This is a genomic window from Bacteroides pyogenes DSM 20611 = JCM 6294 (assembly GCF_000428105.1).
GTDB classification, from domain to species: domain Bacteria; phylum Bacteroidota; class Bacteroidia; order Bacteroidales; family Bacteroidaceae; genus Bacteroides; species Bacteroides pyogenes.
Genome location: NZ_ATZH01000040.1, coordinates 1 through 24613, shown reverse-complemented (window position 1 = coordinate 24613; position 24613 = coordinate 1). Strand labels below are relative to the sequence as shown.

At 43.1% G+C, this 24613-nt stretch carries 25 protein-coding genes; 19 read left to right on the top strand and 6 right to left on the bottom strand.

What is annotated here, in order from left to right; translation table 11 throughout:
• Window positions 1-6 precede the first annotated feature (6 nt).
• From C234_RS0110875 to C234_RS0110860, 4 genes are all read left to right on the top strand, one after another.
• Window positions 7-996 carry a glycosyltransferase family 2 protein gene (locus C234_RS0110875; RefSeq protein ID WP_027325798.1) on the top strand — a complete coding sequence of 330 codons (990 nt, stop codon included), beginning with the start codon at window positions 7-9 and terminating at the stop codon, window positions 994-996.
• A gap of 118 nt (window positions 997-1114) precedes the next feature.
• Window positions 1115-1810: a RadC family protein gene (radC, locus tag C234_RS0110870; RefSeq protein WP_021645749.1), complete on the top strand. Its 696-nt coding sequence runs from the start codon at window positions 1115-1117 to the stop codon at window positions 1808-1810.
• A 49-nt stretch (window positions 1811-1859) separates the two neighbouring features.
• Window positions 1860-2171 (top strand): iron-sulfur cluster assembly protein, encoded by a 312-nt coding sequence (locus C234_RS0110865; protein WP_021645750.1) that lies wholly within the window; start codon window positions 1860-1862, stop codon window positions 2169-2171.
• 34 nt (window positions 2172-2205) lie between these two features.
• The gene (locus C234_RS0110860; protein WP_027325797.1) at window positions 2206-2970 is read left to right on the top strand and encodes a UDP-2,3-diacylglucosamine diphosphatase; all 765 of its coding nucleotides are present in this window, start codon (window positions 2206-2208) and stop codon (window positions 2968-2970) included.
• 89 nt (window positions 2971-3059) lie between these two features.
• Here C234_RS0110860 and C234_RS0110855 read toward each other — a convergent pair whose 3' ends face one another.
• Entirely contained in the window at window positions 3060-4457 is a 1398-nt protein-coding gene (locus C234_RS0110855) for an alkaline phosphatase (protein WP_027325796.1), read from the bottom strand.
• A gap of 97 nt (window positions 4458-4554) precedes the next feature.
• Entirely contained in the window at window positions 4555-5121 is a 567-nt protein-coding gene (gene efp / locus C234_RS0110850; protein WP_027325795.1) for an elongation factor P, read from the bottom strand.
• A 191-nt stretch (window positions 5122-5312) separates the two neighbouring features.
• Between efp and rpmH the strand changes: the two genes are divergently transcribed.
• The 7 genes from rpmH (at window position 5313) to C234_RS0110815 (ending at window position 10751) form a co-directional block, all read left to right on the top strand.
• Complete coding sequence (rpmH, locus tag C234_RS0110845; RefSeq protein ID WP_027325794.1) at window positions 5313-5474, top strand: 50S ribosomal protein L34; 162 nt, start codon at window positions 5313-5315, stop codon at window positions 5472-5474.
• 146 nt (window positions 5475-5620) lie between these two features.
• The gene (locus tag C234_RS0110840) at window positions 5621-6268 is read left to right on the top strand and encodes a PASTA domain-containing protein (RefSeq protein ID WP_027325793.1); all 648 of its coding nucleotides are present in this window, start codon (window positions 5621-5623) and stop codon (window positions 6266-6268) included.
• A gap of 27 nt (window positions 6269-6295) precedes the next feature.
• Entirely contained in the window at window positions 6296-7369 is a 1074-nt protein-coding gene (locus C234_RS0110835) for an RluA family pseudouridine synthase (RefSeq protein WP_423774663.1), read from the top strand.
• Complete coding sequence (locus C234_RS0110830) at window positions 7366-8340, top strand: D-alanine--D-alanine ligase (protein WP_027325791.1); 975 nt, start codon at window positions 7366-7368, stop codon at window positions 8338-8340. Before C234_RS0110835 ends, C234_RS0110830 begins: the two co-directional genes overlap by 4 nt.
• Window positions 8341-8443: 103 nt before the next feature.
• A complete protein-coding gene (locus C234_RS0110825) occupies window positions 8444-9592 on the top strand; it encodes an acyltransferase (RefSeq protein WP_027325790.1) in 1149 nt (382 codons plus the stop codon).
• Window positions 9589-10305, top strand: a complete 717-nt coding sequence (locus C234_RS0110820; RefSeq protein WP_027325789.1) for a NigD1/NigD2 family lipoprotein — start codon at window positions 9589-9591, stop codon at window positions 10303-10305. Before C234_RS0110825 ends, C234_RS0110820 begins: the two co-directional genes overlap by 4 nt.
• A gap of 41 nt (window positions 10306-10346) precedes the next feature.
• Window positions 10347-10751: a rhodanese-like domain-containing protein gene (locus tag C234_RS0110815; protein ID WP_027325788.1), complete on the top strand. Its 405-nt coding sequence runs from the start codon at window positions 10347-10349 to the stop codon at window positions 10749-10751.
• Window positions 10752-10797: 46 nt separating this feature from the next.
• On the opposite strand, the gene C234_RS16820 is transcribed toward C234_RS0110815, so the two are convergent.
• From C234_RS16820 to proB, 4 genes are all read right to left on the bottom strand, one after another.
• Window positions 10798-12156 (bottom strand): phosphatase PAP2 family protein, encoded by a 1359-nt coding sequence (locus C234_RS16820; protein WP_081688151.1) that lies wholly within the window; start codon window positions 12154-12156, stop codon window positions 10798-10800.
• A 218-nt stretch (window positions 12157-12374) separates the two neighbouring features.
• Window positions 12375-13331, bottom strand: a complete 957-nt coding sequence (locus C234_RS0110805; protein ID WP_027325787.1) for a Rossmann-fold NAD(P)-binding domain-containing protein — start codon at window positions 13329-13331, stop codon at window positions 12375-12377.
• A gap of 59 nt (window positions 13332-13390) precedes the next feature.
• Window positions 13391-14647, bottom strand: a complete 1257-nt coding sequence (locus tag C234_RS0110800) for a glutamate-5-semialdehyde dehydrogenase (protein WP_027325786.1) — start codon at window positions 14645-14647, stop codon at window positions 13391-13393.
• 70 nt (window positions 14648-14717) lie between these two features.
• Window positions 14718-15800 (bottom strand): glutamate 5-kinase, encoded by a 1083-nt coding sequence (proB, locus tag C234_RS0110795; RefSeq protein ID WP_027325785.1) that lies wholly within the window; start codon window positions 15798-15800, stop codon window positions 14718-14720.
• Window positions 15801-16318: 518 nt separating this feature from the next.
• Between proB and C234_RS0110790 the strand changes: the two genes are divergently transcribed.
• From C234_RS0110790 to C234_RS0110755, 8 genes are all read left to right on the top strand, one after another.
• Entirely contained in the window at window positions 16319-16513 is a 195-nt protein-coding gene (locus tag C234_RS0110790) for a hypothetical protein (protein WP_027325784.1), read from the top strand.
• Window positions 16514-16950: 437 nt separating this feature from the next.
• Complete coding sequence (glpA, locus tag C234_RS0110785; protein ID WP_027325783.1) at window positions 16951-18591, top strand: anaerobic glycerol-3-phosphate dehydrogenase subunit A; 1641 nt, start codon at window positions 16951-16953, stop codon at window positions 18589-18591.
• Window positions 18588-19835 (top strand): glycerol-3-phosphate dehydrogenase subunit GlpB, encoded by a 1248-nt coding sequence (gene glpB / locus C234_RS0110780; RefSeq protein WP_027325782.1) that lies wholly within the window; start codon window positions 18588-18590, stop codon window positions 19833-19835. The genes glpA and glpB overlap by 4 nt, the downstream gene beginning before the upstream one ends.
• A gap of 13 nt (window positions 19836-19848) precedes the next feature.
• Window positions 19849-21066, top strand: a complete 1218-nt coding sequence (glpC, locus tag C234_RS0110775; RefSeq protein ID WP_034537518.1) for an anaerobic glycerol-3-phosphate dehydrogenase subunit GlpC — start codon at window positions 19849-19851, stop codon at window positions 21064-21066.
• A 79-nt stretch (window positions 21067-21145) separates the two neighbouring features.
• Window positions 21146-22633 carry a glycerol kinase GlpK gene (gene glpK, locus C234_RS0110770; RefSeq protein ID WP_027325780.1) on the top strand — a complete coding sequence of 496 codons (1488 nt, stop codon included), beginning with the start codon at window positions 21146-21148 and terminating at the stop codon, window positions 22631-22633.
• A gap of 128 nt (window positions 22634-22761) precedes the next feature.
• A complete protein-coding gene (locus C234_RS0110765; RefSeq protein WP_027325779.1) occupies window positions 22762-23457 on the top strand; it encodes an MIP/aquaporin family protein in 696 nt (231 codons plus the stop codon).
• A 48-nt stretch (window positions 23458-23505) separates the two neighbouring features.
• Complete coding sequence (locus tag C234_RS0110760; RefSeq protein ID WP_027325778.1) at window positions 23506-24264, top strand: hypothetical protein; 759 nt, start codon at window positions 23506-23508, stop codon at window positions 24262-24264.
• A 99-nt stretch (window positions 24265-24363) separates the two neighbouring features.
• On the top strand, window positions 24364-24613 hold a 250-nt coding region (locus C234_RS0110755), incomplete at its 3' end, for a DUF1492 domain-containing protein (protein WP_154656411.1).

Sequence of the window (24613 nt, the reverse complement as noted above, 5' to 3'; positions counted from 1 at the left end):
ATTTTTATGCGCTATTCAGTCATTGTGCCGGTTTACAACCGTCCGGATGAAGTGGATGAACTGCTTCGGAGCTTAACCCGGCAACATTTCACCGACTTCGAGGTTATCGTGGTGGAAGACGGCTCTACACTATCTTGCGAACAAGTGGTTGAAAGGTATCGGGAGATGTTGGCAGTGCGCTATTTCTTTAAGCCTAATTCCGGACCGGGGCAGACCCGCAATTACGGAGCGGAGCGGAGTAGCGGCGATTATCTGATTATTTTGGATTCCGATGTCATTCTGCCCGAAGGATTCTTCGAAGCGGTGGAGAGGGAACTGGCAAGTGAGGCGGCCGATGCTTTCGGCGGTCCCGACCGCGCCCACGAATCTTTTACCGACATCCAGAAAGCCATCAATTATTCGATGACGTCGTTTTTTACCACAGGCGGTATCCGCGGCGGGAAAAAGAAGATGGATAAATTCTATCCCCGCAGCTTTAATATGGGTATTCGTACTGAAGTCTACCGGGAGTTGGGAGGTTTTTCCCGGATGCGGTTCGGCGAAGACATCGATTTCAGCATCCGTATTTTCAAAGCGGGCTATGCCTGTCGTCTCTTTCCCGACGCATGGGTGTATCATAAGCGGCGGACGGATTTGAAAAAGTTCTTTAAGCAGGTGCACAATTCGGGCATTGCCCGCATCAACCTGTATAAGAAGTATCCCGAATCGCTCAAACTTGTACATCTTCTTCCGGCTTTGTTTACTTTGGGTACTGCGGTACTGTTGTTGGCATTTCCTTTTTGCGGCTACAGCGTCATGCCTCTTTTGCTTTACGCCCTACTGGTTTTTGCCGATGCCGCATGGCAGAATAAAAGTTTGCGTATAGGCTTTTACTCCATTGCCGCCGCTTTTATCCAGCTGATAGGCTATGGCACCGGTTTCTGGCGGGCATGGTGGCAGCGTTGTGTGCTTGGCAGGGAGGAATTCGAGGCTTTTCGTAAGAATTTCTATCAATGAGTAAGGTTCTCTGCTGAGTTGCGGGAAAACAGCATACAAAAAACTATGAACACAAATCTTGTTCCGTCTCTGCTTCGCTGAGGTCGGCCTACGGAGAGGCGGGAAAATGTAAATTGAAATGAAAGCAAAACACAAACTGTCTATCAATCAGTGGGCGATAGAAGACCGTCCGCGTGAGAAAATGATGGAAAAAGGAGCGCAAGCCTTGAGCGACGCCGAGTTGCTTGCCATTCTGATAGGTTCCGGAAATACCGATGAAAGCGCCGTAGGACTTATGCGGCGCATTCTGCTCAGTTGCGATAATAATCTCAACTCTTTGGCGAAATGGGAAGTGCGGGATTACTCTCGTTTCAAAGGCATGGGGCCTGCCAAAAGCATTACCGTGATGGCGGCTCTGGAGCTGGGCAAGAGGCGGAAGTTGCAGGAAGCGGAAGTGAGGCGTCAAATCGAATGTTCTAAAGACATATACGATCTTTTCCACCCGTTGATGTGCGATTTGGAGCAAGAAGAGTTTTGGGTGTTGCTTTTGAATCAGGCGGCAAAAGTGATAGATAAGGTAAGGATAAGCACCGGCGGCATCGACGGGACGTATGCCGACGTGCGGACTATTTTGCGTGAGGCATTGCTTCAACGGGCGACGCAGATGGCTGTCGTCCACAATCATCCTTCGGGCAATGTTTTGCCCAGTCAGCCCGACCGCACATTGACGGAACATATCCGTAAGGCGGCGGGCACAATGAACATTCATCTGATAGACCACGTTATTGTTTGTGAGGGGCGGTATTACAGTTTTGCCGATGAGGGGCTCCTCTAAACGAATTTATTCTTATCTTTGCTGTTCGAATTTAAATGTAGAAAGCTTTATGGAGAAGTTTCAGATAGAAGAAAAAATAGTGGCGATGTTGAAAACCGTATACGATCCGGAAATTCCGGTGGACGTATACGAACTCGGTCTGATCTATAAAATCGATGTGGCGGATAGCGGGGATGTTGTGATAGACATGACGCTGACCGCACCCAACTGTCCGGCTGCCGATTTTATCATGGAAGATGTCCGGCAGAAGGTAGACTCGGTGGAGGGAGTGAAATCCACGACCATCAATCTGGTGTTCGAACCGGAATGGGACAAAGACATGATGAGTGAAGAAGCGAAACTGGAACTGGGCTTTTTATAATCGCCGTTTGCGAGCCGTTAATCGTTACCGCCGAATGAAAAACGTTTATTTCCTTTCCGACGCGCATCTGGGTTCACGTGCCATTGAGCACGGGCGGACTCATGAAAGGCGTTTGGTGAATTTTCTCGATAGCATCAAGCATCAAGCTGCTGCCGTTTATTTGCTGGGAGACATGTTCGACTTCTGGTATGAATTCCGTTTGGTCGTGCCCAAAGGATATACCCGCTTCTTGGGAAAGCTCTCCGAGCTTACGGATATGGGGGTGGAAGTTCATTTTTTTATAGGCAACCACGATATCTGGTGCGGCGATTATCTGACGAAAGAGTGCGGGGTGATTGTTCATCGCGAACCGCTGACGGTGGAGATTTATGGAAAGGAATTCTATCTGGCGCATGGTGACGGATTGGGCGATCCCGATCATAAGTTCAAACTGCTGAGAAGACTTTTTCACAGTACGACCTTGCAGAAACTTTTCTCTGCATTGCATCCCCGCTGGAGTGTTGAGTTGGGATTGACGTGGGCGAAGCATAGCCGGCAAAAGCGGATGGATGGAAAGGAACCCGACTATATGGGAGAAGATAAAGAATATCTGGTGCTATACACCAAAGAATATTTGAAGAGTCATCCCACTATTAATTTTTTCCTCTACGGGCATCGGCATATCGAATTGGACTTGATGCTAAGCGCTACTGCCCGTGTGTTGATTTTAGGCGACTGGATTCGTTATTTTTCGTACGCAGTGTTCGACGGAGAGAATCTTTTTCTGGAGAATTTTGTCGAGGGCGAAACGAAAGTTTAGCCCGAAAGCGGCAAACCGCCTTTCAGCCTGTTTGAGAGAAATGCTGAAAGGCGGTTTGCTTTATATAAAACGATGTATTATGCCGACGGTTAATATTTTGCCGCTTTGGCGATACGTTTGGGAATCTCCGTGTTGTCGATCTTTTCTCCGAACAGTTGAGAGCCGGCTCCGATGGCGAATACCGGAACATATCCGGCGGAGTGTCCTCCGCTTACCCAGCCCACCATGGCTATTTCGTTCATCACTTTCTTGGCGCAGGCTGCCATAGGCTCGCTTTTTGAGTACAGGCTTTCGGCATATACCACCTTGTGTTTGATGAATGACTTTTCAAATTCGTCGCGCAGCATCTTCTCCTGTTCCCACGAAACGGGCAGTTCTTTCCAGAATCCCATCTTTTCTCCCAGAAACGCCTTCATATCCTCCCAAGTCACCTTGTTATCTTTCGTTTTTCTCAATTCGCTGATGTGACGAGACAGTTCATCGGCAGACTGCTTTTGATATTGCAGTGCTTTCAGGTTCAGCTCGTATCTGCCTGTTCCCAAGCCGATACCACCGGTTTCGTGGTCGGCGGTAACAACAATCAACGTTTCCTTCGGGTGTTTTTTATAGAATTCATAGGCCACTTTGATAGCGTCGTCCATATCCTGTATCTCTTTGAATGTGGTGGCGGCATCGTTCGAATGACAAGCCCAGTCGATCTTTCCGCCTTCCACCATGAGGAAGAAGCCTTTTTTGTTGTCCTTTGTCAGGAAGTCGATGGCGCTTTCCGTGATTTGAGCCAATGTCAGGTCGCCCGGTTTGCGGTCGATGGCATAAGGCAGGCACGAAGGTGAAGCGCCTTCTTCTTGAATAAGGATCATTTTCTCTGCTTTTGAGGCTTTGTTCTTATAATCGTTGTATCCGCGAGCTACGGTATATCCGGCTTCTTCGAAGATCGGGAAAATATCGGGGGCGTCTTTTTTCTCGAAAGTTTTGTTCGGTTTCAGGAAACCTCCTCCCGCATAAAAGTCGAAGCCGGCTTTCGGAAGGTCGAGCGCAATCTCATAATACATATTCCGGTCGGGCTGATGGGCATAGAACGCAGCGGGCGTGGCATGATCTACGCTGACCGAAGTGGTTACGCCCACTTTTTTCCCCGCCCTTTTGGCTTTTTCCGCCAATGTCTGAATCGGATTTTTGTCCTGATCTACCGAAATGGCGTGATTGTATGTCTTTTTTCCTGTCGCCAGCGCCGTTCCCGCCGCAGCAGAATCCGTCACTGAATTGGTTCCGGAAAAGGTTGTCGCTACGGTTGCCACCGGAAATTGCGTAAATAATAAAGGCTGCACGCCGATTGTTCCGTTTTGGAGTTCGGCGGCATACATTTCTGTGCCGTTCACTTGATTGACTCCCATTCCATCGCCGATGAAATAGAATACATATTTGGCCTGTCCGTTGGCTGCGACGGAAATAAGGACAAATAATAATGTGTAAATAATTCTTTTCATTTCTTATGATGTTAAGTTTATGATGGACAAAGATAATAAAAAACGGCGGAGATGCTTTTGCAAATCCACCGTTTCTTTGTGTCATTGGTATGACATTTTATGCTTTTACACGGCCTACGTAAGAACCGTCGCGAGTGTCTATCTCAATCGTTTCACCTTCGCTAATAAATAATGGAACACGTACGGTAGCGCCTGACTCTACTGTCGCGGGTTTCAGCGTATTGGTTGCCGTATCGCCTTTCAATCCCGGTTCGGTATAGGTGACTTTCATCTGAACCTTGATAGGCATGTCGGCATAAAGTACGGTTTCGGTAGAAGCGTCGGAAACAACTTCGAGCACCATGCCCTCGAGCAGAAAATCTACACCGTTGATAAGGTCGTGGGCAATGGGATGTTGGTCGAAAGTCTCCTGGTTCATGAAGATATAGTCTTCTCCTTCTTTGTATAAGAACTGGTAAGGACGACGTTCTACACGTACATCTTCCAGTTTTTCGCCGATGTTGAAACGGCGTTCGATGACGTATCCACTAACCACATCTTTCAGCTTGGTACGCATGAAAGTGTTCCCTTTTCCCGGTTTCACGTGTAAGAACTCAATGCAGAAATAGAGCTTTCCGTCCATACGGATACATGTTCCGTTTTTGATGTCTTGAGCATTAATCATACTTCTATAATTTTTTTATATTATTATTACTGATTTAATCTTGTTTCAAATCGGATGCAAAAGTAATCTAAATCAGTAGAAAACACAAAAACTTTGGAGTAAAAAATGAATTATCTCTTGGTTAATTTAAAAAAAGTGTCTATTTTTGCAGCCCGATTACGTGGAATAATAACATAAAACAAGATACAGTAATGAAAAGAACATTTCAACCCTCTAACAGAAAGAGAAAGAACAAACACGGTTTCCGTGAGAGAATGGCAACGGCCAACGGTCGCAGAGTATTAGCTGCTCGCCGTGCTAAAGGAAGAAAGAAACTGACCGTTTCCGATGAGTACAACGGACAGAAGAACTGATTCTCAGTCGATAAAGGAATAGGAAAAGGTAGAGGTAAAAACTCTGCCTTTTTTATTTTCTTGACACTTTTCGATATTTTCATCGGTCACTTTTCAAAAAATCAACTATTTTGTCGTATCTTTGGCGCAGATTAACAGCAGAACGTATGACAATCAAAGAATTCTTTTCTTTTAAAACCAATAAATATTTCTGGCTGAACATCATTGCTATGATTGCAGTGGTGTTGTTGATACTGTTCGTTGCCTTGAAGGGACTCGATGTGTATACCAGACACGGTGAAGCAGTAATTGTTCCTGATGTAAAAGAGATGACGATTCAAGAAGCGTCTGCAATGTTGCGTAATCATGGGCTGGAATATATGGTAGCCGATTCGAACTATGTGAAAGACAAGCCGGCGGGGGTTATTCTTGACCTTAATCCTGCAGCGGGGCACAAGGTGAAAGAAGGACGTATGATTTATTTGACTGTCAATACTAGGAATATTCCGCTACGCCCGGTGCCTGATGTAGCGGATAACAGCTCTTATCGCCAGGCGCAGGCAAAACTTCTTGCCGCCGGTTTTAAATTGGATAAAGTTCAATTAGTGAGCGGAGAAAGAGATTGGGTCTACGGTGTAAAATATCAGGGTCGGCAATTGGTTGCCGGCGAGAAGGTTCCTATGGGAGCTTTTCTGACGCTGATGGTAGGAAGCGGATCGGGTGAAGCAAAAGAGGACTCAATTGCCGCTGCGGTAGAAACGATGAAATCTTCTTCACCGGAGTCATCTTCTGCTGAGGATGACAGCTGGTTTTAACAGGAACAATTACAGAAACAGATTCGCATGATGGAGGAAAGTTTTCCGGAAGAACTGGATAATGAATTGGATGAGATAGAACCGGTCGGTGACGAAGCCCAACTTTACGAGCATTTCCGTGTAGTTGTAGACAAGGGGCAGAGCATGGTCAGGGTTGATAAATATCTGTTCGAACGCATTGTCAATGCTTCCCGCAACCGTATCCAGAAAGCAGCCGAAGACGGATTCGTGATGGCCAACGGCAAACCGGTGAAGAGCAGCTATAAAGTGAAGCCGCTCGATGTCATTACCGTAATGATGGATCGCCCTCGTTATGAAAACGAAATTATTCCCGAAGATATTCCTTTGGATATTGTATATGAAGACAGTTATGTGATGGTGGTTAACAAACCGGCCGGGCTGGTCGTTCATCTGGGGCATGGAAATTATCACGGCACGCTGGTTAACGCATTGGCCTGGCACATGAAAGATGTTCCCGATTACGACGCCAATGATCCGCATGTGGGGCTTGTGCACCGGATAGATAAAGATACGTCTGGCCTTTTGGTTATCGCCAAGACCCCCGATGCCAAAACTAATCTTGGAATTCAGTTTTATAATAAAACTACTCAACGTAAATATCGCGCTTTGGTATGGGGCAATGTGGAGCAGGACGAAGGAACCGTCACCGGTAATATTGCCCGCAACCCGAAAGACCGGATGCAGATGGCCGTCATGTCCGATCCTGAGCAAGGAAAGCATGCTGTTACTCATTACCGTGTATTGGAAAGATTCGGATATGTTACTTTGGTGGAATGTATGCTTGAAACCGGACGTACCCATCAAATCCGTGTCCATATGAAACACATCGGACATACTCTTTTCAATGACGAACGCTATGGCGGGCATGAAATTCTGAAAGGAACCCATTTTAGTAAATACAAACAGTTTGTGAACAATTGCTTCGACATTTGTCCCCGTCAGGCTTTGCATGCCATGACTCTGGGCTTTGTGCATCCGGTTACCGGAGAAAAAATGCATTTTACCTCCGAGCTTCCGGACGATATGGAACGACTTATTGAGAAGTGGAGAAGTTATATAAGTAATAGAGAATTAGGATGAAACGCACAATTGCTATCGTAGCAGGAGGAGACACCTCCGAATTTCATGTATCTCTGCGTAGTGCACAGGGAATATACTCCTTTATAGACAAGGAGAAATACAGACTGTATATTGTTGAAATGCAAGGTTTGCGTTGGGAAGTCCAATTACCGGACGGAACAAAGGCAGCAGTGGATCGTAATGACTTCAGCTTTATGCAGGGCGGGCAAAAAATTCGCTTTGATTTTGCTTACATCACTATTCATGGTACTCCGGGGGAAGACGGACGGTTGCAAGGATATTTCGATATGCTGAAAATACCCTATTCTTGTAGTGGGGTTTTAGCGGCGGCGATTACATACAATAAGTTTGCCTGTAATCAATATCTGAAAGCTTTTGGAATCCGTGTGGCCGAATCGTTATTGCTACGTTGCGGACAGTCAGTTTCTGACGAGGATGTGTTGCGGAACATAGGTTTACCTTGTTTTATTAAGCCTAGTCTTGGCGGTTCGAGCTTCGGAGTGACTAAAGTAAAAACGAAAGAACAGATACAGCCCGCCATTAACAAAGCTTTCGAAGAAGCGGATGAGGTGCTTGTCGAAGCGTTTATGGAAGGTACGGAGCTGACCTGCGGATGTTATAAAACGAAAGAAAAAAGCGTGGCTTTTCCTCCTACGGAAGTGGTTACACATAATGAATTCTTTGATTACGACGCTAAATACAACGGACAGGTCGATGAGATTACTCCCGCACGGATTTCTGAAGAATTGACGCACCGGATACAAAAATTGACGTCGGCTATTTATGATATATTGGGCTGTTCGGGCATTATCCGCGTGGATTATATTGTAACCGAAGGTGAAAAAATCAATTTACTGGAAGTGAATACTACTCCGGGAATGACCGCGACAAGCTTTATTCCACAACAAGTGCGTGCTGCCGGTTTAGATATAAAGAATATAATGACAGATATAATAGAGAATCAATTTTAGATTAGATATTGAGTATTAAGTAGAAAGTATTAACTTTGTCCTCAGAAGAGGCTGTGAGTCTTAATACAATACTTAATGCTTGACTCTTAATACTTATTTAATAATGGATAGAACAGAGTTTGATGAAATTCGTCCTTATCACGACGAGGAGCTTCCTCAAATTTTGGAGGAATTGATTGCTGATCCGGCTTTTCAAAAGGCTGCCTCTACTGCGGTGCCGAATGTGCCTTTTGAATTTCTGGCTGAGAAAATGCGTACTTGTAAGACTAAGTTGGATTTCCAGAAAACTTTCGGTTACGGTATTCTGTGGAAGATAGCAAGTGAGCATACAGCCGGACTCACATTGGATCATACGGCTTTGCCGGATGAGGGAAAGGCCTATACTTATATGTCGAATCATCGGGATATTATCCTCGATTCGGGTTTCCTTTCCGTTCTGTTGGTTCAGCAGGGAAAGGATACTGTTGAGATAGCCATTGGTGATAACTTGTTGATCTATCCCTGGATTAAGAAGTTGGTACGTATCAATAAGTCGTTTATTGTACAACGGGCACTCACCATGCGCCCGATGCTCGACTCTTCTGCTCGGATGTCCCGTTACATGCACTATACCATTACCGAGAAAAAACAATCGATTTGGATTGCACAGCGGGAAGGAAGGGCAAAAGATTCGAACGACCGTACGCAAGACAGTGTTTTGAAAATGTTGGTGATGGGAGGCGAAGGTGATGTTGTAGACCGTTTGATGGAAATGAATATTGCTCCTTTGTCTATTTCGTACGAATATGATCCTTGCGATTTTCTGAAAGCTCGGGAGTTTCAGCTGAAAAGAGATGTAGAAGAATATAAAAAGACCACTCAAGACGACTTGGTGAGTATGGAGACGGGACTTTTCGGATATAAAGGAAGAGTGCATTTTCATGTGGCTCCCTGTATCAATGATGAGTTGGCCTTGATGGATCGCTCGTTGCCTAAACCGGAGCTTTTTGCGAGTATTTCTGCTTGTATTGATAAGCGGATTCACGAGAATTACCGAATATATCCGGGGAATTATATAGCGTGCGATTCTTTGAACGGTAGCGATACATTTGCAGCGAAGTATACGTCTGATGAGAAAGCGCATTTTCTTTCATATATTGACAAGCAGCTCGAGAAAATCAAGCTGTCTGATAAAGATGATGATTTTTTACGCGAAAAATTGTTGCAGATGTATGCTAACCCCTTGATCAATTATTTGGCTGCCACTCGATGAGAAAAGTTTTTTTGCATATTGTTTGGTTTATGGTTCTGCTTTTCCTGTTTACTGCCTGCAAAGAGAAGAACGATTATCATTATCCTTCTGTTTCGTTGGGCTTTATAACTGTGAAGGGTGGAGAAGATGGACATTTGCAATTACTTATTCCAGATAACGGGGAGCTGATGTCGATTTTAAAAGATCGGACAAATACAAAGATTTCTCCTAATACATTTAAGCGTCTCCTTAGTAATTATGAAGCAACGTTGGTAGATGGAAAGAGCGCAGCTATCATTTACTCTTTGCAAGAACTGCTTACTCCTGAACCCAAACTGCCCAATGATCCGGCTTATGCTGAGGGAATAAAAACAGATCCGGTAACTATGGTCAGTATTTGGATGGGTAGAAATTATCTGAATATGATATTAAGCCTTAAAGTAAAAGGAGGTAAAAAACACGTGATAGGTATGGTAGAAGAAAGTATTGTGCATGAAGGAACCGAAAAGGTTGTGACGTTGTCTCTTTTTCACGATGCTGCAGAAGATGAACCATATTATGATCGGAGAGCTTATGTCTCAGTCCCTTTGCAAAAATACAAGCTCGATTGGCCGGGTCAGACTCTTAGAATCAAGTTCAAATATCATACTTATGGTGAAGATGGAAAGGTTATAGAGTCAGACCGATATTGCCGACCGGGGTTTGAATACATTCCGAATGTTACAGATAAATGATTTCTTGTTTTTATATTCAGAAATTAAGCGTGTTATAAATTATGTATAAAATGACTCAATGGGCTGTAGGATTAATTTTATTCCTTTCTTCGTTTTTTGCTTGCCAAATGCAGAACGGAGATTTTAAATCGCTGAATGTCGAAGACTTCGAATCTTATATTCAGAATGACGCGGTACAGCGATTGGATGTTCGTACGCCGGCAGAATATTCCGAAGGGCACATTCCCAAAGCCATTAATATTAATGTCTTGGACAATTCTTTTGCGTCGATGGTGGGGGTATTGCTTACACAAGAACGTCCGGTAGCAGTGTATTGCCGTAGTGGAAAGCGGAGTAGGCGGGCAGCCAAGATTTTACTATCCAAGGGGTTCCAAGTGATTGAACTTGCAAAAGGATTTAATTCTTGGAAATCGGCAGGAAAATCAGTAGAACGTTGTTCTCCTTAATCAGCAAACTTTCCGAAAAGGATATTTAAACATTCATAGATGTTTGTTACCAAAACAAAGCGGCTACTTCGGCTCCGATACTGAAATTGTGTAAAATGAATCGGTGTACTCCTGTCTTTGGTTCAATACTTTGCCCTTTATGAGGAGGGTAGTAAATATAGTCGCTTTTCCCGATACCTATATTATAGTTTACAAACAATTTTAGTCCGGCGTTTTTCCCTGTTATATGCATGAAGTGTGCCGTTAAATCTAAATTAGGTATGACATGAGACTCGCAATGTAGCAAAGGCTCTGCATGAACTTGATTTTTATAGCGTATGTTTACATGATAATTACGAGGATACCCTACTCCTGCCATTGCGCTTCCTCCTGCGTATAATCCCGGAAGTATTTTAGTCTTGTAATGGATTCCTCCGACGCTACTGATATAGCTGATGGTCCGTGCTTCGAAACTTTCTATTGTTTTTTCGATTTCCGGGTGAGTATCAAAAAAGCGTTTTGTATGGATTTGGGGAGAAGTCTGAGCAATGGTAAATTTACCACCAATACCCCAATGCGGAGTAAAAAACCAGGCGGTCGAAAGAGAGGATGTGGCACCACCCTGTCCGGCAATGTCGATGTGTTCGGGTAAATGTATTTTGTTTCGGCCGACAGTATATCCCATCTGGATACCCAATGAGGCGTATGTTTCGTCCTCAATATCGGGCTCCCACTTAAGTTGGGGGTGGATGAATCCTTTTCCTCGAAAGATGAGATCGGCCAGATAATATCCCAGTTGGGTAGATACGATGCCTATTCCGGCTCCTGTCAGTACATCCGAAAACCAATGCTTGTTGTTTAGTTGCCGACTGATTGCCGTGCCTGTGGCAAGCGAATAACCTAACACACTGTATAGAGAGCTCCTGGTTGTTCCGTATTCGTTGTGCAACATGGTGGCGAACATGAATGCGGTGGCGGTATGTCCTGAAGGGAAAGAGTTGTTACCGCTGTCATCGGGACGGGGCTTACGGAAACTATATTTTAGGATATTTACCGTAGCTGCCATGATTCCGGCACTGAACGCATCGGAAACAAGCAATCGCCCCCACGAACTTCTGCCTTCTATTCCGAAGGCTTTCAATCCCAGCATGACCACCCCCGGAGAGTATTGCAAATAATCATCGTAATGATAACGGAAGTGGGGGATGTATGAATTGCGTATAACACGGAAATCTTTGTCTTTGCCGTAGTTTAATGCTCCGATAAGAATTAAAGGGACGCCGGCATGGGTGATTCTATAGAGAGGACTTTGCAGTATTCGTTGATGTTTTTGGATGTGCACTGTCGAAAGACTGTCTTTGGAAAGATGCTGTGCGTGAATAGAGACCGAAATAAGTGTAAATATAATTAGAACTATTTTTTTCATGGGCACAAAAATACCCCTTTTTCTTATATTCATACAAAAGTGAGTACTTTTTTTAGAAAAAATTAGTTTCAAAAAAAGAACAATGGTGACAAGGCATTCAATTGTATATTAATTAATGACCGTATTATGCCTTGTCGCTATTGTTTTTGCTATATGAGAGTATGGAAGTCTGCCTGTTTGCGACAGAAATGAATTGGTTGGCTCATGGATTAGGAATGTTATGGAATCTGTTCCAACATTCTTTTCAATACAACAGTGGCTGATATTTCACGGTTCGCAGCTTCGGGAATAACGATGGACTGTGGACTTTCAATCACATCATCCGTTACGATCATGTTTCGGCGAACGGGTAGACAATGCATGAAAAAAGCATTGTTGGTTACATCCATTTGCCGCTTGCTGACGGTCCAATTACGGTCGGTACTCAACACCCGACCGTAATTGTCGCCGGTGTATGCTGCCCAGCTTTTGGCATATATGAAGTCCGCTCCCTCGAATGCTTTCATCTGGTCGTACTCCACTTTGGCATTGCCCACGAATTGCGGGTCGAGTTCATAGCCTTCGGGATGTGTGATCAGGAAATCGTAATCGGTAGCGTTCATCCATTCTGCAAACGAATTAGGAACAGCCTGCGGCAACGGACGCGGGTGGGGCGCCCAAGTCAATACTACTTTGGGGCGCGGAGTCTTTTTGTATTCTTCGATTGTGATTAAATCGGCGAAACTCTGCAATGGGTGGCGTGTGGCCGCTTCCATCGAGAATACCGGTTTGCCCGAGTATTGAATGAACTGGTTAAGAATTGTTTCCTGATAATCGAACTCTTTGCTTTCGAATCGGGCGAAAGAGCGTATGCCGATGATATCACAGTAACAACCCATGACGGGAATCGCTTCCAGCAAATGTTCAGGCTTGTCTCCATCCATAATCACGCCCCGTTCTGTTTCCAGCTTCCAAGCCCCTTGGTTGATGTCCAATACGATTACGTTCATTCCGAGGTTTGTTGCGGCTTTTTGGGTGCTGAGGCGTGTGCGCAAGCTTGAGTTGAAGAAAATCATCATCAACGTTTTGTTCCGTCCCAGTTCTACAAATTTAAAACGGTTTTTTTTAATTTCGAATGCCTCTGCAAGAGCAGATTTTAAGTCCCCAATATCCTGTACGCAAGTAAATTGTTTCATTTTCTTTTTTATTTAGTTGTTATTTCGTTTTTTCTTACTCATGTTGTCTTATACCCATCTCATGAAGTTCTTGTTTGTCCGTTTCCCTCGATGATCCATTTGTAAGATGTGATTTCTTCCAGTCCCATAGGACCTCGGGCGTGCAGCTTTTGCGTACTGATTCCTATCTCGGCTCCCAGCCCGAATTGCGCGCCATCGGTAAATGCAGTCGAAACATTGGTATATACACAAGCGGCATCTACTATCCGGCCAAAGAGCGCGGCTCGTTCTTTGTCTTCGGTAACGATGCATTCGCTATGTTTCGAACTGTTTTCGTAAATATGTCCCACAGCATCTTCGAAACTTTTTACGGTCTTTATGGCCATTTTGTAATCCAGAAACTCGATGCCGAAACTTTCTTTCGTGGCTTGTTGCAATAAATCCGCCGGATAATGTCCGTTTAAACTTTCGTATGCAGGTTCATCGGCATAAATGAGAACCTTTTTTTCTGCCAATTTCTGACAGAGAGCAGGTAGTTCGCTCAAACGTTTTTCGTGTATGATGACACAGTCTAATGCATTGCATACACTGACGCGTCGGGTTTTAGCATTGTGTATGATTGCTGCTCCTTTTTGCACATCTCCGAACTCATCGAAATAGGTGTGGCAAATGCCTGCTCCGGTTTCGATAACCGGTATTCTGGCATTCTCGCGCACAAAATTGATGAGGTTGCCGCTGCCTCTCGGTATAATGAGATCAACAAAGTGAGTGGCGGTCAGCAGAGCTGTGGTGGCTTCTTTGTTTGGCGGCAGCAATTCTACGATATGCGGGTTGATTTTGAATTTTCTCAATATGCTGTGTATGATGCTTACAAGAACATTGTTGGATTCCTGAGCGTCTTTTCCGCCTTTCAGTATGCAAGCGTTCCCGCTTTTCAAGCATAATGAGAATACATCGAGAGTGACATTGGGGCGCGCCTCGTAAATTACGCCGATAACTCCGAAGGGAACACTCTTTTTCGTTAGTTTCATCCCATTGGGGCGGACTGTTTCTCTCAGCACCTTTCCCAAAGGCGAGGGGAGAGTTGCTACGTTTTTTATATCGGCAGCCATCGCTTTCAGTCGTTCTTCCGTCAATTGAAGGCGGTCGTACTTCGGATCGTGCTCGTCCATCCGTGCCAGATCTTTTTCGTTTTCGGCAAGAATAAACGGGGCCTGTTCCATAATTGCATCTGCAACGGCGATTAAAATCCGGTTGATTGTTTCATCATTCAGCAGTGTTAATTCCCGGGCAGAAGCTTTAGCTGCAGGGAATATTCCTTTAAAACTGGTAATCATATTGCCTAATTATTTTGAAAAACAGAAACCTTCATTCGCAAAAATACGGAAATATGTTGAGAAAAGCCGGCTATTCGATATATAAATAGTCATAGTGTACTACAGCTTTTCCCCCATGTTTGCCGAGATTCTCTCGGACCTGGCGTGAATGGGTGCTTACTTTTCCTACCCCTATTGGATTTCCTTTGAAATCAATGATTCGTACAATATCATCTTTCTCAAACTCTCCTTCGATTCGGGTGATTCCGATGGGAAGAATACTGATGGCTTTCCCGGAGTTTAACACTTGCGTCGCGCATTCGTTGATATGTATTTCTCCTTTAGCAAACCCTTCACTATGCGCAATCCATTTTTTTACACTTGAAACCGGTCCTTTAGACGGAAGAAAACGAGTACATAATGTTTCGCCGGGGTTTTGGAACAAATCAATTAAAATATTGTCACGCTTTCCATTGGCTATTACTACGGGAATGCCTTCATCGGCTACTTTCCGGGCAATGTTTGTCTTTGTGAGCATGCCTCCGCGTCCGAAGCCGGATTTTGAAGTCTGGATGCAATCCGAAAAGTCTTCTCCCTGTTTGATTTGCCGAATGACAGAAGTGTTCGAAGCAGAAGGATCGCCATTGTAGATTCCGTCTATATTGCTGAGAATGATTAATTCGCCGACATCCATCATGGAGGCGATGAGTCCCGAAAGCTCGTCGTTGTCAGTAAACATAAGCTCGCTGACCGAAACTGTATCGTTTTCGTTGACAATCGGGATAATACCATTGGTCAGCATCACCGTCATACAGTTTTTTTGATTCAGATAGTGGCGGCGAGTACTGAAACTTTCTTTCGTCGTCAATACTTGTCCAACCGAAATACGATGTTCGCGGAAAAGTTCGTAATAGCGGTTGATTAGTTTGGCTTGTCCTACTGCCGAGAATAGTTGGCGCTGGTCTACACTGTCCAACTTCTTTTGCGGACATATTTCGCTACGTCCTGAAGCTACCGCTCCCGATGAGATAAGAATGACCTCGACTCCGGCCCGATATAGTTCGGCTATTTGGTCAACGAGCGATGACATGCGGGTGACGTCAAGCGTTCCGTCTTGGCGTGTCAGGACATTGCTTCCTACTTTAATTGCAATACGCGTAATTGGCTGTCTCATATTTCTTTTGCTTGAATTTACAAATCTACAAAAAAATATCTATTAATATGTTTGCTCTATCCAAATAACTTTTGTTTTGTATGTAATAGATGGAATGGATTGACAATATGTAACTATATCTTGCTTTGTTTCGTGTAATATGTTAGCTCTTTCTTTATTAAGTTTCGGTTATTTGTTTGGGTTCCTTACATTTGTTTTTTTTCTTTGAGGTAAGGCTAATCCTATTGAATAACATCTTTATTTTCTCTATTTCGAAATATAGCGAATGTTTTTTATGGTTTTATATTTCATTTACTTTCGAAAAGTTTGCTGATTAAAAATATTGTGTTATATTTGCAGCTGAACTGATTTGATGCATAAAACAATCACTATCAGGATAATCTGAGAACTTGAAATGATAAAATTTCTTATTTTTAAAGGTTTGGCTCTGATTTAACCGGCTTGTGGCTTTGAAAGCTGTGAGAACTGTAATACGGGAAAAGAAAAAATGAGTATTAACAATTTAATTCTATCAGGATATGGTAAGTAAAATGTATGAAGTGGATTTTCGAAAGGATGTTGTGATGAGTGCTTCTGATGTGAAGGAGGTTGACTCTGTTAATAAAATCGGTGAAGAGCCTGCCATTTATCTGGAAATTCTTGCTTTTTTAAGGGAGATTTTTAATTTAGTAGGTTTTTCTGAGATAATAAAAGGAACTAATAAGCGCTTTTAATACGTCTATATGTTTCTTTCTTTTCTTGATGTGTTGCAATAAATCTTTATTGTTGCTATAATTGTGCCTTTTTCCTATCTCTGTGATAAGAATTTCCAATACTGTGAAAGAACATTTGTTCGATACTTTTTTATATAAAATCTTTGTATCGCATGTGTTTCTCCATTTCTTTTATTTTTATCTTTCTATAATTTATATTGTAAACGCTCTTTTTCTAAAGAAAATAGTATAAGAAAAATAGTTTTTTATTGTTTGTATTTTAACTTTCTTTTTATTCGGAACTTGTGAATTATATTGGGTTTCCTTATAATAATCAAGAATGAAACTGTTTCATGTTGCAACTATTATCTTTCGCTTTGATTCATTTTTCTTTCGAAAAAACTTTTTTTTCTTGATTATTTTATTTTAATTTGCGGAACTAAAACTTGTTGACCGAGATGAAAAATAATGATTTAAGTATTTCTTCGCACTTGTTCGATGTGATTATCATTGGCGGTGGTTCTACCGGTGCAGGAACCGCACGCGATTGTTCTAAAAGAGGTCTTTCTACTCTTTTGATAGAACGTAGCGATATTGCTACGGGAGCTACCGGGCGTAATCACGGTCTGCTTCATAGTGGCGCGCGATATGCTGTTACTGATTCTGAATCGGCGGAGGAGTGCATTAAAGAAAACATGATTCTGAAGCGTATCGCTTCACATTGCATTGAAGAAAGCAATGGCCTTTTTATCAGTCTGCCTGAAGATGGGTTGGAATTTCAGAAAACATTTATCGAATCATGTCTGAAAGCGGGTATTTCTGCCCACGCAATTTCTCCTGAAGAAGCAATTCGTAAAGAGCCTTCTGTAAATCCTGAGTTGATTGGTGCTGTTGAGGTGCCTGATGGTACCGTGGATCCTTTTAGATTGACGGCTTCGAATATTATTGACGCTAAAAATCATGGCGCTACGGTACTTACTTATCACGAGGTTCTTGGACTTATTATTGAGCAGGGCCGTGTTGTTGGCATTGAAATACTCGATGTTCGCCATAACGAGCGTAAAAAAGTTTATGGTAAGGTGGTTGTCAATGCCGGGGGGATTTGGGGGCAGCGAATAGCCGAATACGCCGATCTAAAAGTTAATATGTTCCCATCGAAAGGTTCTCTTCTTATTTTTGGGCATCGGGTGAACAATATGGTTTTAAACCGCTGTCGTAAACCTGCTGATGCTGACATTCTTGTGCCGGGCGATACTATTTCTCTGATTGGTACTACCTCTCTTCGCATCCCTTATGATGAGATCGATAATGTAAGAGTCACTCCCGAAGAAGTAGACCTTCTGATGCGTGAAGGCGAAAAGTTGAGTCCTAGTCTTGCCACTACCCGTATTCTACGTGCTTATGCCGGAGTTCGTCCGCTCGTTGCAAGTGATAATGATCCTTCAGGGCGTAGCGTGAGCAGGGGAATTGTTCTTCTCGACCATGCGAAACGTGACGGTTTGGAAGGTTTCATAACAATCACCGGCGGTAAACTGATGACTTATCGCTTAATGGCGGAATGGGCTACCGATCTTGTCTGCGAGAAACTTGGAGTTTCCGCAGCTTGTACGACTGCTTCCGACCTTTTGCCCGGTTCGCGCTATAATTTGGAAGAAATCAACGAGAAAATGCATTCTGTTCCTCATACACTGCGTGAAGCGGCTCTTTACCGGCATGGTGAAATGGCTGAGCTTTTTGCAGGAAATAAGGCAGGCGATCATAGCCTGGTTTGTGAGTGTGAAGAGATTTCGGTGGGTGAAGTCAATTATGCTTTAAGAGAACTTGATGTTCATAACCTCATCGACTTACGGCGTCGAACGCGTGTGGGTATGGGTACTTGCCAGGGAGAGCTTTGCGCTTGTCGCGCTGCCGGTTTGATGCACCGTGAAGGAAAGATGTGTCCGGGAGCTGCTAAACGTTCTCTTTGCGAATTTTTGAATGAACGCTGGAAAGGAATTCTTCCCACCGCTTGGGGAGAGAGTCTGCGTGGAAGTGAATATGCGGCATGGGTTTATGAATGTGTGTGTGGGTTGAACGATTGTAAAAAAATACAGCAATGAAATTCGATACAGTAATTATTGGTGGCGGTCTGGCCGGTTTGGTGTGCGGTATTAAACTTTGCCGACGTGGTAAACGGTGCGCGATTATTTCTTCGGGTCAGAGCGCTTTACATTTTTCTTCAGGCTCTTTTGATCTTTTAAATTATCTTCCCGATGGAACACCTGTATCTCATCCGGTTGAATCGATGGATGATTTGATAGCTCAAAAGCCTTCGCATCCTTACTCAAAGTTAGGTAAAGAACGTTTTGAGTTATTGGCTCAGGAAGCGGAAAACTTTTTTTCCGAAATGGGTATCGATACGGTAGGAAGCTATAAGGAGAATCATTATCGCATCAGCGCTATGGGTGAATTGAAGCCTACGTGGAAAACATTGTCCCGTTTTGCAGTGACCTCTTCTGACGGGCGTTTGCCATGGCAGAAAGCAACCATATTCAATATGGTAGGTTTTTTAGATTTCTATCCGGAATTTATAGCTTCAGAACTTGCTAAGCGTGGGACTTCTGCTGATATTCATCTTTTTACCCTTCCTGCCATGGAAGCCATTCAGCAGAATCCAAGTGAATTCCGTTCTACGAATATTGCTAAAACCCTTGATAAGGAAGAACATAAAGAACAATTAATCCGTATTCTTAAAGAGGGTAGTAGTGAGTCTGATGTTATTATTTTCCCCGCTTTTGTGGGACTTTCCAACGATACTATCCTGAAAGATATGGAAGATGCGGTAGGTAAGCCTATTTTATTGCTTCCTACACTTCCTCCTTCTATCGCAGGAATCAAAACGCAACAATATCTGTGTCATTTCTTTCAGAAACAAGGTGGAACCTTTATGTTAGGAGACACGATACTCAGAGGCGATATGGAAGCTAATTCTTTGCGCCGTGTGTTTAGTAAGAATCATGGTGATATTTCATTTGTGGCCGATCATTTCGTTTTGGCTACCGGAAGTTACTTTAGTCAAGGTTTAATCGCTTCCCGCGATAGGGTATACGAACCGATTTTCCACCTTGATGTAGATTATTTGCACGACCGTCAGGAGTGGTATAATGATAATGTATTCGAGTCTCAGAACTATATGCAGTTCGGTATACGTACAAATCACCATTTTCAGGCACTCCGTTCAGGCCTTCCTATTGAAAATTTATATGTCATCGGTGCGGGGCTTGAAGGTTTCTCTCCATTAAAAGAGGGAAGTGGAGCCGGTGTTTCAATTTTGACAGCCTTGCACGTGGCTAATACCATTTAATATGAATCTGAATATGGAAAATTTACAAAACGAAAATATTAGTCTGAATAATTTTGAACAATGTATCAAATGTACTATCTGTACGGTTTATTGTCCGGTTGCTGCTGTCAATCCTCATTATCCCGGTCCTAAGCAGGCGGGGCCTGACGGTGAGCGCCTGCGTTTGAAGAAAAGCAACTTCTATGATGAAGCGCTGAAGTATTGTACTAACTGCAAAAGATGCGAGGTGGCCTGCCCTTCGAATGTAAGGATTGGCGATATCATTCAGTCTGCCCGTATCAAGTACGCTAAAAAGCGTCCCAAACTTCGCGACAGACTTTTGGCAAATACGGATATTATGGGAACTTTGGCTACTCCCTTCTCTCCTATACTTAATCCTGTTTTAAGCTTGTCGCCTACCAAATATGTCATGGACAAGGTTTTACAGATAGATCATCATCGTACTTTTCCCAAGTATGCTTTTGAAACTTTTGAAAGATGGTATAAGAAGCAAGAAGAAAAGCAGAAACAATATGATAAGCAAGTTTGCTATTTTCACGGATGTTATGTGAACTATAACAATCCTCAACTGGGTAAAGATACGATTCGTGTGTTCAATGCGTTGGGAATAGGGGTGCAACTTCTTGAAAAAGAGAAATGTTGTGGAGTGGCCTTGATTTCTAACGGCTTGATTAATCAGGCAAAGAAGCAGGCGAACGTAAATATGAAATCTATCCGAACGTCTGTTCTCGACAATAACATTCCCGTGGTGGGCACTTCATCAACTTGTATTTTTACTATTAGAGACGAATATCCTCATCTTCTGGGAGTTGAAAATGCAGATGTGAAGGATGAGATTGAATTAGTGACCAGATATTTATATAGGCTTTTTGAAGCAGGATCTTTGAACTTGAAATTTAAAAAAGAGAAGCTAAGGGTGGCTTACCATACTCCTTGTCATATGGATAAGCTTGGATGGGCATTCTACTCTATTGAATTATTGAAACTGATTCCTAATATTGAACTTGTTGTGTTAGACTCTAATTGTTGTGGAATTGCAGGTACCTATGGCTTTAAAAAGGAAAACTATGAAACTTCACAGAAAATAGGGAACCCGCTATTCAAGCAGATAGAGTCGTTGGACATCGATTATGTGGTTAGCGACTGCGAAACATGTAAATGGCAGATTGAAATGTCTACGAAAGCAAAGTGCGAGCATCCTATTTCGATCATTGCAAAAGCATTGGAGTGAAAGCGGAGTGGTATAGACAGATAGAAATGATTTCTTATTATATTATCAAATCCTTATTATTAACCAAAACACTAGTACAATGGAAAAGTACATTTTATCATTCGACGCGGGAACTACGAGTTCCAGAGCTATTGTTTTTAACCATGAAGGAAAAATTTGTTCGGTTGCTCAGAAAGAATTTACACAAATTTTCCCACACAGCGGGTGGGTAGAGCACAATCCAAACGAGATCTGGTCGTCATTGGCCGCTGTGGCAGCCGAAGCAATTACGCAGATCGGTATCAACGGCAACAATATTGCCGGTATAGGTATTACCAATCAGCGCGAAACGACCATTGTATGGGACCGCAGAACCGGTGAGCCTGTATATAACGCTATTGTTTGGCAGGATAGACGAACAGCGGAGTATTGCGACAAGCTGAAAGCGGATTCTTTGATTCCTTTCATTAAAGAAAAAACAGGCTTGATTATCGATGCTTATTTCAGCGCTACAAAGGTTAAATGGATCTTAGACAATGTAGAAGGAGCAAGAGAAAGAGCTGAACGCGGAGAATTGGCTTTTGGTACGGTGGATACATGGATCGTTTGGCAGCTTACCCGTGGTGAAAAGCATGTTACGGACGTATCTAACGCATCGCGTACGATGTTGTTCAATATTCATACGTTGGAATGGGACAACGAGTTGCTCGAGTTGTTCAATATCCCGAAGTCCATGCTGCCTGAAGTCGCTTCTTCCAGCGAAATCTATGGATATACCAAGACTACTATTTTCGCTTCTAAAGTGCCTATCTCAGGTATTGCCGGTGACCAACAAGCTGCTCTTTTCGGACAGATGTGCGTAGACGACGGTATGGTGAAGAATACTTATGGAACAGGTTGCTTTATTTTGATGAATACGGGCGAGCGTCCTATTATGTCGAAGCATAATCTTGTGACAACTGTTGCTTGGAAGATTGGAGAAAAAACATGCTATGCTCTGGAAGGAAGTATCTTTATGGGAGGTGCTATCGTACAGTGGTTACGCGACGGACTCCATCTTATCAGCTCTTCATCGGAAATAGAAAAACGGGCCAGTGAAGTTCCTGATTGCGGAGATGTTTATTTTGTTCCGGCTTTGACAGGTTTGGGAGCTCCTTATTGGGACCAGTATGCTCGCGGAGCAATCGTGGGTATTTCGAGAGGAACCACTGCCGCCCATATATTACGCGCAGCGTTGGAAGGCATTGCTTATCAAACGATGGATGTTATCAACGCGATGATTCTCGATGCCGGTATCGGTTTAAAAGAGTTGCGTGTAGATGGTGGAGCTGCTGTGAATAATTTGCTTATGCAATTCCAGTCGAATGTATTGGGAGGAAAAGTTATTCGTCCTCAAACTACTGAAACTACAGCGTTGGGTGCTGCATATCTTGCAGGGTTGGCCGTAGGATATTGGAACAGCATCGATGAACTGAAGAAACAGTGGTCTGTCGATACCATTTTCGAACCGGACGAAAAAATTGATATGCAGTTGGCTAAACGTAAATGGGCTGATGCTGTTTATCGTGCTCAAAACTGGATTAAATAATTATCTTTTATAATCTTGACAGAGTTGGCCGGCGGTCAATAATATCTGCAGTGAGACTGTCGGCTTTACGAACTTTGTTGAGGCGTTCTTAAAATCAATTTAAAAAACCAATTCTAATACTTTACATTATGCAATTAGATCTTCTTTTTGAATTTATAGGAACAGCAGTGCTTATCCTGTTAGGTGATGGCGTTGTAGCAAACGTCTTGTTAAAAGGAACCAAGGGACAAAATGCCGGATGGGTGGTAATAACTATTGCGTGGGGTCTCGCAGTGTTCGTAGGTGCTTATATTTCCGCTCCTTATTCCGGAGCGCACTTAAATCCTGCCGTAACCATCGGACTTGCCATGGCCGGGGTTTTTAAAGGTAACGTAATCGGTTATATCATTGCACAGCTTTTGGGCGGTTTTGTAGGAGCTTGTCTGGTTTATGTATTCTATAAGCCTCATTTCGATGTGGAAGAAAACAAAGACAATAAATTGGCCGTTTTCTGTACAGCTCCTGCTATAAGAACCTATTTCTATAATTTTATTTGCGAGCTTATTGGTACATTCATGTTGGTTTTCGGTATTCTGACCGTTGCCGGCGCTGCAATTGCAGGTCCGTATCCTGTGGCTCTTTTGATAGTCGTTATCGGTATGTCTTTAGGTGGAACAACCGGTTATGCAATCAATCCTGCTCGTGACTTGCCTCCTCGTATTGCGCATGCTATTTTGCCGGTTAAGAATAAGAGAGATAGCGACTGGGGTTATTCATGGATTCCCGTTATCGCTCCCATGGTAGGTGGCGCGTTAGCTGCATGGGTATATCTGGCTATTTTTTAATATCTTTTTTTTAGCTTAATTTATTTAGGAATTTAATTTTGAAGAACTATGAAATACTTAAAAATTGTAGTACTTTCGGTTATAGGAATGTTTTGTTCTTCTACTTTTGTGTCGGCACAACAATCTACATCTTATAATCCATTAGACTTTTCTTTCCAGATTAAAAACATGCACTTGTGGAGAGGTTATCAAATCACGACTTCGGCAATGGGTGCGGTAGATATTCATTTGACAGACAAGTCGCAGTGTTTTACTTTCGGTTTGTGGGGAGGAGGTAGCTTTAATAGTGATTTCAAGGAATTTGATTACTATGCTTCTTTCCAATACGGAGGTTTTGGCATTGCTGTTTGGGATATTTATAATTTTTCTCCCGGCGCAACTTATAACAACCGTCAGGTATTTAAATATAGCGCTCGAGAAACCGGACATTTTATTGATGTGGCTTTGTCGTATCAGTTTCAGCAAAAGTTTCCGCTTAAGATCACATGGGCAACTGTTGTTTTCGGACGCGATAGAGGGGTAATGAATGAGAAGAATTTGTATTCTACTTATGTTTCTCTTGACTATCCGGTGGTAAGAAACAAAATAGTTGATGTTGATTTAGGCATTGCAGGAGCGTTTGCATTAGATAAAGAAAGCGGAAGTGACGCAAACTTCTATGCGGATAATCCGGGCATTGTAAATGTCAATATGACTGTTTCCAAGAAACTGAAATTCGGAAATTATGTTCTTCCGGTTTCTGCGATGGCTATGTGGAACCCTGCTCGAAATGAGGCCAATATCCAAGTCGCTTTCAATCTGTTTTAGTACCGAAACTTTTTAGACACTTAGAGAGGCTGCCTTATTGTTAGAGAAGTGCAGCCTCTGTCTTCTTTTAAAATAGGTTGACTCCTAAACTCCCAAATTATGGAAAAGAATCAACCATTATGTCTGTCATCTTCCCTGGATCGGGTGAAAAATCATCATCGGATCTATGAGATGTATTATGTTGAGAAAAAATCACGCGCAGAGATTTTTCAGGAAACAGGTCTGTCGCGTTCTTCTTTCTATCGAATTCTTCGTACCTTTGAGTCGTGTAACCCCCAAATCGCTGAAGAGATGAAGAAGCAAGGCAAGGATGTGACTCCTGCAGATTATGAGAAGCTCAAGCAGGAAG